The following is a 12,188-nucleotide window of genomic DNA, read 5'->3' as shown; positions in this document are numbered from 1 at the left end:
TAGTGAATTTGTAATTCCTCTTTCTAGATTAATTCATTTAAACTTTTAAGTAAGAAATATGCTACCCCCTCACCGTAACCATAATTATCTATAATTCTGTTAATTTGGTATTTTCCGGAGAATCTTGAAAAAATTTCTTTTACTGAATGGTTTTTTAAGAGCATTTGATATATATCTATGTCATTCCTGCGACGTTTTGGCTTTATTGTATGGTTGTTTATGTCATGCCCACGAAAGCGGAACTCCAGTAATTTAAAGGTTATACGCAATAAGTTTGTACAATTAAAAGCTCGATTTATTTTGCTTTACCCGGGATTCCCGCCTTCGTGAGAATGACATCGAGTCGGTTTTTCGGACCATGCAACAAAGTCAGCTTGACCACGGTATGACATTTAGTTCTGCAATATTTTCATTAGCAAATTAATCTCTTCGCGTAATTCTATATCGTTTTCCAGTAATTCTTCTACTTTCTTAATAGCATGCATAACCGTTGTGTGGTCTTTTTTACCGAATTTTTTACCGATATCTGCAAGACTTTTCGGCGTTAATGCTTTACTAAGATACATGGCTATTTGACGCGGTCTTGCAACTTCTCGTAATCTCCGTGATGAAGACATATCGGATAACTTAATATTATAACGGCTAGCTACCTTTTTCTGAATATCTTCAACGGTAATTATTCTTTCATTAGAACGCAGTAAATCCCGCAAAATATTTTGTGTGTTTTCGAGTGTAATTTCTTTTAAAGTAAAATTAGAATGAGCGATCACCTTATTTAAAGCTCCTTCAAGTTCTCTAACGTTTGAAACGATTTTAGATGCTAAAAAATCAATTACGTCTTTTGGTATTTTAACGTTCATCTGCTCAATCTTAGATTCTAGAATACCAAGTCGTAGCTCATAAGTAGTACTATGAACGTCGGCAACTAAGCCCCATCCAAGACGAGATTTTATCCGATCTTCAATATTATCTAAATCTGAAGGCGATCTATCACAAGAAATAACCATTTGACGGTTATTATCAATCAATGTATTAAAAGTATGGAAAAATTCTTCCTGTGTACTATCTTTACCGCAAATAAATTGAATATCATCAATCATTAACACGTCAACCGAACGAAATTTCTCTTTAAACGAGATTACTTCTTTATTACGCAGAGCTTTAACAAACTGATACATAAATTTTTCTGCCGACATGTATATCACTTTGCGGCTTGGATTATTCTGCTTGATGTACCAACCGATTGCATGCATTAAATGAGTTTTACCAAGCCCTACGCCGCCATATAGAAAAAGCGGATTAGACTCAGAAACCGCACCTGATGATTCCGCAACCGCTCTTGCGGCTGCATAAGCTAGCTCATTTGGGGCTCCAACCACAAAATTATCGAAAGTAAAACGTACGTCAAGGGTTGAAAAGATATTTTCCGAATTAAGCTCACTGCTGCCGATATCGGCAAAAGTCTTAGTAGGTAATTCTATAACTGTTTGGGTTGTTCCAGGTAACTCTTTAGTAATTATTTCAATTGACTTAATGGTATTATTATAATGTTGAAATAGTTGCAATATGACCATAGAGTACTTGGATTTTATCCAATCTCTAACAAAGTTAGTAGGGGCACAAAGAATAACGGTATTTAATGAAGACTCTATAAAATTGACTTTACTAAACCAGCTATTATATAGAGTTTCACCGTAATGATTGTAAAGATCTTGAGCCACGTGACTCCAGACATTTACATAATTATCACCTTGATCCGTTAAAATTATTTGGTTAGTACTCACTTAAAACTGCCACGGTAAGTTATTTTGTTTCCAGCCTTTATCTTGATTATTTCCTTCAAAGCCGTCACTAATATTATAACAATTTTTATAACCTATATTAGTTATAAAGTTTGCTGCGATAAATGACCTATATCCTGAACGGCACAGAAAAAATATTATTGCATGAATTTTATCGTTAACGATAGATAAAAAATTATCTTCAAAATCTTTATTCAATTGCCAACTTAGAAAGATCACCTTATTTTTATTATCTAAATGAGGTATCCCCACTTGTTGCCACTCTTCTCTAGTTCTAACATCTACAAGAAAAGCATTATCATTTGAAATTAGCATATCATAAGCTTTTGTAGAACAGATATTTTGAACCGACATATTTACGCTTTTTTGCTGTTATTGATAATACAAAGTTAATAGAATTTTACCCATGTAGAATGGATTTATTAGAGTGCTGAATTATTAAAGCATTTTAAAATGATCTTGGTATATGATTATTTTAATAATATTATTATAAAAAAATTTTGCAAGATGTTATAGATGAATAAATTAAATAAAAACTCTTTACAAAAGAAACTTTTTTACCGTAGTAAAAATCGCGGTTGCAGAGAAATGGATTATATACTCGGTAGCTTTGCCGAAAAGTACCTATCCTTAATGGATGAAAAAAAACTTGGAAGCTATTCTTTAATACTTGATCAAAATGATAATGATCTTTATAATTGGATTAATAATAAATCTTCTGCTCCTTCTTATCTAGATGCCGAAATAATTGATAAATTACGCAAAATAGCAAAAATATAAACTCCTGTAGAATGTTACAACAAAAATTTCCGGCTGCTGCCAAATCTTTCTTTGCAATTGATAATTTTACTAAGAATCTTAAACAAGATTTCATCTTGAGTGCGAGTAGTGAAGAGGAGGCGTTGCAATTATACAAGCAAGCTTTATTTTTTTCTTCTAATGAAAAAATTTATTACTTTCCAAGCTATAATACCATCCCTTATGACCATACGTCACCAAATGCAAATATCTTATCTAGACGTGCAGAAACATTAACCAAGCTAACAACAAATAATAGTAATAGCAAATTACTCATCACTCATACAGCGAACTTATTAAACAAATTACCGCCGAAAGATTTTTTTTCTAAATATTTTTTGAAATTATCCCCTAAAATGAAATTTACTACGGATGAGCTTGCTATGTTTCTAGTAGAAAATAGTTTTACAAGAAATGCGAGTAGCATCGATGCCGGGGAATTTGCGGTTAGAGGCGAAATCATTGATATAATATTGCCCGGTCCTAAAGCTTATAGAATTCATTTTAGCTGGGGTTATATTGAATCAATAAAAGAATTTGATATTGATACGCAAATTTCGACTAAATCCTGCAGGGAGCTTATTATTAGTCCTGCAAATGAGATAGTTTTAAATAGTGAAACTATAGGTAATTTTAAGAATAATTACTTACGAAATTTTGGAGTTAATCATACTGATAATGCTTTATATGAGGCGGTAATATCTGGAAGACAATTCACAGGATATGAACAATTACTTCCGTTATTTTACGATTCCTGCTCTAACTTAATAGATTATTTAAACGATCCTATTTTCATATTCGATAATTTGTCAAAACAAGCCATTTTAGAATTTGAACATAGTTATAACGATTTTTATTCGGCAAGGTCAGAGGCAAATAAACTTAAATTTAATAGTTTCTATCCCACCCTTGCACCGACTAGCTTATATTTTACCGCTTCTGAAATAACGGAATTACTAGAACAAAAAAATAATATACTACTTACTTTTGAAAACTCAGAGCAAGCTAGCTTAATTGAAAATATAGCTGCTACAAGTTTTATAGAAAAGAAAACAGTTTTCGATAAATTATTTGAGGTTATTAAAGCAAATTCTCATAAGAAAATTATTATAGGCTCAAGCGTTTTAAGTAGTTTTGAGCGAATCAAAAGCATAATTCAAAATTATGAATATAAATATAATGAGATAAATAAATTAGATGAGGCTAAGGCTTCAATGATAAATGTCGGGATAATTCCTTTAAATCAAAGCTTTTATACGAAAGAATATTTATTTATTACCGCTAGCGAATTATTAGAAGAAAAACCTAGCTCTACAAACACTAACAAAAAACTTAAAAATATCTTGCTGGAGCTTGATAATTTAGCTGAAGGCGAATTGGTTGTTCACAAAGATCATGGAATAGGGCAGTTTTTAAAGCTAGAAGCTTTAGAAATTAAAGGCAAACCACATGATTTTTTAAAGATTTTATATGCCGGCAATGATAAATTATATATACCAGTTGAAAGTATAGAGGTAATAAAAAAATACGGCAATGATAATGCGGAGCTTGATAAGCTTGGTAGCGTTTCATGGCAAAGAAGTAAGGCAAAGCTTAAAAAGCGTATAAAAGAGATAGCACTGCATTTAATACAAATAGCAGCTAAAAGGAAACTTAATAGTAGTGCTTCCGTTGAATTTGACCTTGAAGAATATGATAAATTTTGTGCTAATTTTCCTTTCAGCGAAACGGAAGACCAATTAATCGCTATAAACGATATTAAAGAAGATCTAAGAAACGGTATGTTAATGGATAGGTTAATATGCGGTGATGTTGGGTTTGGTAAAACAGAGGTAGCAATGCGTGCCGTTTTTATGGTAGCAAAATCTCTAAATGAACATTTACCTCAAGTAGCCGTAGTTGTACCGACAACTATTTTATGTAGTCAACATTTTTCAAGGTTCATAGAAAGGTTCAAAGGTTTTGGTTTAAATATCAAGCAATTATCTAGCGTTATTAGTTCTAAAGAAGCAAAAATTATAAGATCGGAGCTTGAAAGCGGTAAAATAAATATAATAATAGGCACTCATTCTTTATTACATAAAAATATAAAATTCTTTAATTTGAAATTGTTAATAATCGATGAAGAACAACATTTCGGTGTCGGTCAAAAAGAATGTCTTAAATCGCTAAAATCCTCTTCCCATGTACTTGCAATGTCGGCAACACCGATTCCTCGAACGCTGCAAATGTCAATGATGGGTTTAAAAGAACTTAGCATTATTGCAACGCCGCCTCTAAACAGGCTGGAAGTTCGTACCGCGGTGATGCCGTTTGATCCTGTTATTATCAGAGATGCATTATTACGCGAACATTTTAGAGGCGGAAGAAGCTTTTATGTAGTTCCAAGAATTAAAGATATAGAGGATATCACAAAACAATTAAAACAAATCGTGCCGGAATTAAGCTATAAAATAGCTTACGGAAAAATGACTCCGAGTAAAATTGATGAGGTTATGAGCGAGTTTTATGCCGGCAAATTCGATATACTAGTCTCAACTACTATTATAGAATCAGGAATTGATATAGCCGAGGCAAATACCATGATCATACATAATGCTGATATGCTGGGTCTTAGTCAGCTATATCAATTGCGTGGTCGCATAGGTCGAGGTAAAATGCGGGGTTATGCCTATCTAACGGTAGCAAGTCATAAAAAGATGACATCGCACTCCTTAAGACGCTTAGAGATAATACAAAATAGTTGTGCTTTGGGCTCAGGTTTTACTATTGCAAGCCGTGATATGGATTTACGAGGTTTCGGTAATTTGATAGGTGAAGAACAATCAGGACAAATTAAAGAAGTAGGTACAGAACTCTATCAAGAAATGCTGGAAGAACAAATAGCTATTTTAAAAGATGAACCGATTGTTTCAGAACAACCCTTTATCCCGACTATTAATTTGGGATTATCCGTCTTTATTCCAGATAATTATGTAGCCGATGCAGCTCTTAAACTTGGACTATATAGAAGAATAGGTAATTTAAGTAATGAGATAGAAGTAGAGACATTTAAAGATGAGATGATTGATAGATTCGGTTTACTACCGATTGAATTTAATAATTTACTTGATATTGTAAAAATAAAACTATTATGCTTTAAGTTAAATATTGAAAATCTAGATTCAGGAGATAACGGATTTGTGATTAAATTTTATAAAAATGCCGATATGACTGATAAAATTTTAAAATTCGTTAGTACTTACTCTAATCAGGCAAAAATCAAACCAGATAATAAATTAGTATATATCAAGAAATTAGTAGATAAAAATATAATTGTTGAGGCAAATCAACTACTTTGGAATTTATCGGAGGTGTAGATTCGATGTCATTCCTGCTCCGTCATTGCGAGCAGCCGTAGGCTGCGTAGCAATCTCATGAAATAATAACAAACTCCTGAGATTGCTTCGTCAATTGCTATGCAATTTCCTCGCAATGACAGTAACACGTTTTTAACATAATAAATATGTCCCATAACCTAAAGCAATTATTTCAACAACATAACGTAAAAGGTTTGTCGATTAATTCTAAAACCGTTAAGGATAAAGACGTCTTTTTTGCGATTAAAGGACGGAATACTGATGGAAATGATTTTATTAAGGATGCTTTAAGCAAAGGTGCAGTATTAGTAATTACGGACAATAAAAAAAATATTGTTATAGATAAAGTAATTTACGTAAAAGATGTGCAGGCAGCTTTATATGAAGCCATAGAAATATTCTATCCTAAAAAACCAAAGGATCTAATAGCCGTAACCGGTACTAACGGTAAAAGCTCGGTAGTATCCTATATAGCTCAAACATATTCATTACTTGGGAAAAAAGCAGCATCTATAGGTACGATAGGGGTAGAAATATTTGGCTGCGTTAATCTTATAAATGATGTACCGGAATTAACAACTTTAGACTATTTAAGCTTTAGAAAAATTGCTCATAATTTAGCTGAAAATGGTATAGAATATTTAGTTTTTGAAGCTTCTAGTCATGGTCTTGATCAAGCAAGACTTAGGGACATAAAAGTAAATATTGCATGTTTTACTAGCTTTAGTCAGGATCATCTAGATTACCACCATACAAAAGAAAATTATTTATTAGCCAAACTGAAATTATTTATAAATCATTTATTACCGAACGGCATCGCAATATTAAATTCTGATATAGAAGAAATAGAGTTTGTTAAAGATTATCTACATAATCATAATATTAAATTTATAACCGTTGGGAAAAAAGGTGATTTAGAAATAACTAGAATTAACGGTTCTTTAAAAGGACAAAATATTAATTTTACATTTAATAATAGAGAATATAATTTTAATACCCCGATAATTGGTAGCTTTCAGGCTAGTAATTTATTAATTGCTGTTCTTAGCATTCATTATATTGGTTTTGCTTTTGATGATGTTATAGATTCTTTAGTAGAAGTTAAAGCAGTAAAAGGCAGAATGGAGAGAATAGATAACACTAATATCTTCGTTGATTATGCCCACACTCCGGACGCTCTTGAAAAAGCTTTAACGGAACTGAAAAATATTAAATTACGTGATAGTAAGCTAAGCGTAGTTTTTGGCTGCGGCGGTAATCGTGATAAGGCAAAGAGAAGTCTTATGGGGCAAATAGCCGCAAAACGTGTCGATACCATCATAATTACAGATGATAATCCACGCCATGAAGCCCCAAAGCTTATTAGAGCTGAAATCATAAGTGGTATAGAGAAAGCAGATTATACAGAAATAGCCAATAGAGAAGAGGCTATTAAATACGGTATAAATAATTTAAAACAAGATGATATCTTATTAGTTGCCGGCAAAGGTCATGAAAATTACCAAATTATAGGCGATAAGAAATTACCTTTTGATGATGCTGAAGTTGTGAGGAAGTGTGTAAAAGTTTGTCATCCCGTGGCTTGACCCATAGTACCGGACAGTTTTAAAAAAACTTGATGTCATCCCCGCGGAAGCGGGGATCCAGAAAAATAACTTCAATATTAATACAGAAGTTACATATTTGATAAAATAAACATATAAAAAGCTTGCTTTTTATATGTTTACTGGCTTCCCGCCTACGCGGGAATGACATAAACAAGCCATACAACAACACATAAATAACAAAAACATATATGATCTGGAACTCTAAAACTTTAAGTGCTGTTCTCGGTATAACAATCTCTAATTCTATAAATTGTAATGAAGTGCAATTTAATTCCAAAGATGTTAAAAAAGGTGATTTATTTATAGCACTTCAAGGCAATAGAGATGGTCACGATTATGTTCTAGATGCAATAGATAAAGGAGCAGCAGCCGTAATTATTAGTAAGCGAGTAGAGATCAATTATAAAGATAAAATTATCTTAGTCGATAATTGTTTTGAAGCTCTACAAAAAATGGCTTTATATAAACGAGAGAATTCAAAAGCTAAATTTATAGCTATAACAGGCAGCGTCGGTAAAACTTCTACCAAAGAAGCACTGAAAGTATTATTACAACATGATTTTCTAGTTTTTGCTAGCCGAGGTAACTTCAATAACAAACTCGGTATGCTTATTAATCTTGCTTCAATGGCTGATGATACGGAATATGCTATTTTTGAGCTTGGCATGAACCATAAAGGTGAAATAAGAGAGCTGGTTCAAATATTAAAACCGAATATTGCCATGATTACTAATATTTCGGAGGCGCATTTAGAATTTTTTAACTCGCTTGAAGAGATAGCTGAAGCTAAATGTGAGATTTTTGCAAATTTTAGCAAAAATGATATTGCCGTTATTAATGCCGATACTAATTGCTATAACAAAATATTATCGATATTAAAAAACCTTTCTATAACCGATATACATAGTTTCGGTAGATCAGCTAAAACTTCAGCAGAATTAATTTTATATGAGAATCTAGGAGAGCAAGTCTACTTAAAGTATAAGATAAATAATAAAGTCTTAGATGTAACGATACCGTTTATTCCTCGGCATTTTACCGAAAATTATACTAGTGTACTTTTAATTATCGATATATTAGGTAAAGATATAGAGATAGCTGCAAATCACTTAGCAAATATTTCTCCTACTAAAGGAAGAGGGGAAATTATCAATATACAAAATTGTCGTGTAATTTGTGATTACTATAACGCAAGTCCGCAGTCAATGAAAGCTGCATTAGAATATTTAAAACAAGTACCTGCCGAGCATAAAACTGCTATAATAGGCGATATGCTAGAGCTAGGGGAAAATTCTAAACGATTACATGAGAAACTAGTGCAGTACATATTAGATGCCGCTTGTTCTAAGGTATATTTAGTAGGAGTAAATACTAAATATATTGATGATTTACTACCTTCCAAAATAGCTAAAAAATACTTTAAAAATGTTGATGAATTAATTACACATATTACGGATTTATTTGAAGGTAATGAGCTTATTCTAATAAAAGGGTCAAGAGGCGTAAAACTTGATAAGATTGTTGATTATTATAAATAAATACACTAGGATATTCTTAATATTATGTGGTTTTGTTGTCCGTCATTGCGCGGAAATTACGTAGTAATTGACGAAGCAATCTCAGTATGTTTGACGAGATTGCTGCCGCGCAGTCTACGACTGCTCGCAATGACGATTTGGTATCCATGCACAATGAATAACATCAAAATATACTTTTAAATTTAAATCTACAAATGTTATACAATCTTTTACTTCCTCATATCCATAATTCACATATAGCTAATTTATTTCACTATATTACTTTTCGTAGCGGTCTTGCTATTATTATAACTCTAAGCCTTAGTTTTATCACGGGTCCGATATTAATAGAATTTCTGCGATCTCTTCAAAAAAACGGTCAGCCTATACGCTCAGACGGACCTGAATCGCATCAAACAAAAGTAGGTACCCCGACAATGGGGGGCATTATGATTATTTTGTCTAGTTGTCTTTCTACTTTATTACTTGCTGATTTAACGAATAAATATATTTGGATTACGTTATTTGGTTTTATTAGTTTTGGTATTATAGGATTTATGGATGATTATGCTAAGGTAACTAAAAATAATCATTACGGAGTAAGAGGAAAAAGTAAGCTTTTACTTCAAGGAATTATTAGCTTCATTATATGTGTTTTACTAGAATATCTAGATAAAAGTCCAAGTCATTTACTTAACGTACCGTTTTTTAAAAATTTAAGTTTGGATCTTGGTGATTTTTATATAGTTTTTGCTATATTTGTTATAGTCGGCTCTTCTAATGCTGTGAATCTAACGGATGGGCTTGATGGTCTTGCTACCGTTCCTATTGCCTTTACTGCCGGTTCTTTTGCTTTAATAAGTTATTTAGTAGGAAATCTAATTTACTCGAACTACTTACAGCTAACCTATATACCGAATACCGGAGAGTTAACGGTGTTATGTGCGGGATTAGTCGGTAGCTGCCTTGGATTTTTATGGTTTAATGCGCAACCGGCAGAAGTTTTTATGGGCGATACCGGTAGTCTAAGTCTTGGCGGTGTGCTTGGTATTATTAGCGTTATTACTAAGCATGAAATAGTTTTAGCTATAGTCGGCGGCTTGTTTGTTATTGAAACGGCATCCGTAATTTTACAGGTATATTACTTCAAAGCTACCAAAGGAAAAAGAATATTTAAAATGGCACCGCTCCATCATCATTTTGAAAAACACGGCTGGGCAGAATCAAAAGTCGTAATAAGATTTTGGATTATTTCAGTTATATTTGCTCTTATAGGCTTATCATCCTTAAAATTACGTTAACTACATTCGTTTATCTATCTTTTATTTATCAAAAATACATTACATAAATTAACTTTCTCTTTGCTTTTGTACAAGAAATTTGCTATAATAATGATATTAATTTATAGTAGGTGTATGGCATGGTTAAAGAAATAGATATAAATAAATTATTAGCACAAGAAAATAATGCTTTAAATACTATATTAAGCCAAGTAAATGAATTATGCGAACAAAATAAGCAGTTGCAAGGTTTAATCGAAATACAAAATGAAACTAAAGAACTAGAAAAAGAACATAATAGATCGCTGCCTTGGTTTAAAAGATTTGTAAAAACAGTTTCTAATGTAAAGTATATTTTGATAAAAAGTGAAGAACAATTAACAAATGAAGCAATAAAGTATAATAATAAAATATTAAAAGATATTGATAATAAGATATATAATATAGTGGAAAAATCTGCACCTTTAAAGCAAGAATTACAAGAAGAAATCGCAAAAAATTTTAAGGATTTAACAAAGAAAGATTTATCTAAAGATCAAAGAGCAAGATTATCGGAAGTATTTTTTAGTTATAAGAGTAAACCTGAAAGATTCTCAGCTCTACATATGACAAATCCCTTACAATTCATTAATGCTGAAGCACTAGAGAAACAATATAATTCTTTAAATGCTACAAAACAAAACATCCAAAATTTAATATCCGAAAATTCTAATATCAGAGAACTTAAAGAAATACAAAAACAGGTTGCTGAAATTAGGGCAGAAGTACCTTATACATTTTTTGAAAAATTAAATAATATTTGGCAAAATGTTAAAAATGTTTTTGTAAATAATAGTGAGCAGGTTTTAGCAAAAAACAAAGAGAGTAATACTAGAACAATTAGAAAGATTGAGGAACAATTATATAAAACGAAGCATAAATTTGAGGAATTAATTGAAAATAAAGAAAGAAATATTAAGGATATAATTGCAAAATTACCTGACAATGAGGAGTTACAAAAGATAGTAAGTAACCTTACAAATCACATGGCTTCAAAAAAAGAACCAATATTAGTAAATTCGTCCCTAGCTAAACCTTTGGAAAATAATATAACACCACCGCCTCCTTTACCGGAAAATAACATTCCACCCCCACCACCACCTCCTTTACCGGAAAATAACATTCCACCCCCACCACCCCCACCACCGCCTCCTTTACCGGAAAATAACATTCCACCCCCACCTCCGCCACCGCCTATGCCTACTATGGCTCCGGCTCAGACTGATACATTATCTAAGCCTGTAGAAGCTACTACGGTTAAAAAACCAGAAAATCAACCACGTCCTTCTATAGATACTTCTGATTTAATGAGAGAAATAGTAGGGCCAAAAAAACTAAGAAAAGTTGAAACAACGGATGTTAAGGTACAAGATCCTAGAGATTTATTGCTGCAGTCCATAAGAGGTGAACACAAACTAAAAAAAGTTGAATTTGACCCTAATACAGGAAAACCGGTTGCACATTCTCAGAGTAAGTCTGCTCAGAATGTTAACAAAATGAGTGGAGTTGCATCAATTTTAGCACGAAGAGTTGCTATGGAGATGAGTGATAGTAGTAGCAGTGAAAGCGATAGTGGTAATTGGAGTGATGTTAGTGTTAATAGGAAAAAAAATCTTAAAACTAAAGGAGAACGAGATGCTAAAATGACTACGCATGCTCAAAAAATTAATAATAGGAACTCACAAAAACCATCATTTGTGAGATAATAATTAGATAATAAATGTCATTCCCGCGGAAGCGGGAATCCAGTAAAACCTATAAAAAACTTGTTTTTTTAGGTTTATTT

General features: G+C 32.2%; 9 protein-coding genes. 6 read left to right on the top strand and 3 right to left on the bottom strand.

The annotated features are described in order from the left end of the window. Positions 1–23 precede the first annotated feature (23 nt). The 3 genes from GCO76_RS06750 to GCO76_RS06740 form a co-directional block, all read right to left on the bottom strand. Complete coding sequence (locus tag GCO76_RS06750; RefSeq protein WP_410956645.1) at positions 24–164, bottom strand: hypothetical protein; 141 nt, start codon at positions 162–164, stop codon at positions 24–26. Between the two features lie 228 nt (positions 165–392). Continuing rightward, positions 393–1,784, bottom strand: coding sequence for a chromosomal replication initiator protein DnaA (gene dnaA / locus GCO76_RS06745; RefSeq protein ID WP_011270703.1), 1,392 nt, complete (start codon positions 1,782–1,784; stop codon positions 393–395). Further along, positions 1,785–2,156, bottom strand: coding sequence for a rhodanese-like domain-containing protein (locus GCO76_RS06740; RefSeq protein WP_004997961.1), 372 nt, complete (start codon positions 2,154–2,156; stop codon positions 1,785–1,787). A 162-nt stretch (positions 2,157–2,318) separates the two neighbouring features. Here GCO76_RS06740 and GCO76_RS06735 point away from each other — a divergent pair, with 162 nt between their 5' ends. The 6 genes from GCO76_RS06735 (at position 2,319) to rickA (ending at position 12,108) form a co-directional block, all read left to right on the top strand. Further along, entirely contained in the window at positions 2,319–2,582 is a 264-nt protein-coding gene (locus GCO76_RS06735) for an FAD assembly factor SdhE (protein WP_008580148.1), read from the top strand. Positions 2,583–2,593: 11 nt separating this feature from the next. Further along, positions 2,594–5,959 (top strand): transcription-repair coupling factor, encoded by a 3,366-nt coding sequence (gene mfd / locus GCO76_RS06730; protein WP_410956644.1) that lies wholly within the window; start codon positions 2,594–2,596, stop codon positions 5,957–5,959. Positions 5,960–6,105: 146 nt separating this feature from the next. Beyond that, positions 6,106–7,545, top strand: coding sequence for a UDP-N-acetylmuramoyl-L-alanyl-D-glutamate--2,6-diaminopimelate ligase (locus tag GCO76_RS06725; protein WP_410956643.1), 1,440 nt, complete (start codon positions 6,106–6,108; stop codon positions 7,543–7,545). 209 nt (positions 7,546–7,754) lie between these two features. Further along, a complete protein-coding gene (locus tag GCO76_RS06720; protein WP_410956642.1) occupies positions 7,755–9,104 on the top strand; it encodes a UDP-N-acetylmuramoyl-tripeptide--D-alanyl-D-alanine ligase in 1,350 nt (449 codons plus the stop codon). A gap of 194 nt (positions 9,105–9,298) precedes the next feature. Beyond that, positions 9,299–10,384 (top strand): phospho-N-acetylmuramoyl-pentapeptide-transferase, encoded by a 1,086-nt coding sequence (mraY, locus tag GCO76_RS06715; RefSeq protein ID WP_410956641.1) that lies wholly within the window; start codon positions 9,299–9,301, stop codon positions 10,382–10,384. 119 nt (positions 10,385–10,503) lie between these two features. After that, positions 10,504–12,108: an Arp2/3 complex-activating protein RickA gene (gene rickA, locus GCO76_RS06710; RefSeq protein WP_410956640.1), complete on the top strand. Its 1,605-nt coding sequence runs from the start codon at positions 10,504–10,506 to the stop codon at positions 12,106–12,108. Positions 12,109–12,188: the final 80 nt, after the last annotated feature.

The organism is Rickettsia koreansis, assembly GCF_046532895.1.
Lineage (GTDB): Bacteria > Pseudomonadota > Alphaproteobacteria > Rickettsiales > Rickettsiaceae > Rickettsia > Rickettsia rickettsii.
This window is presented reverse-complemented; position numbering and strand designations above follow the sequence as displayed.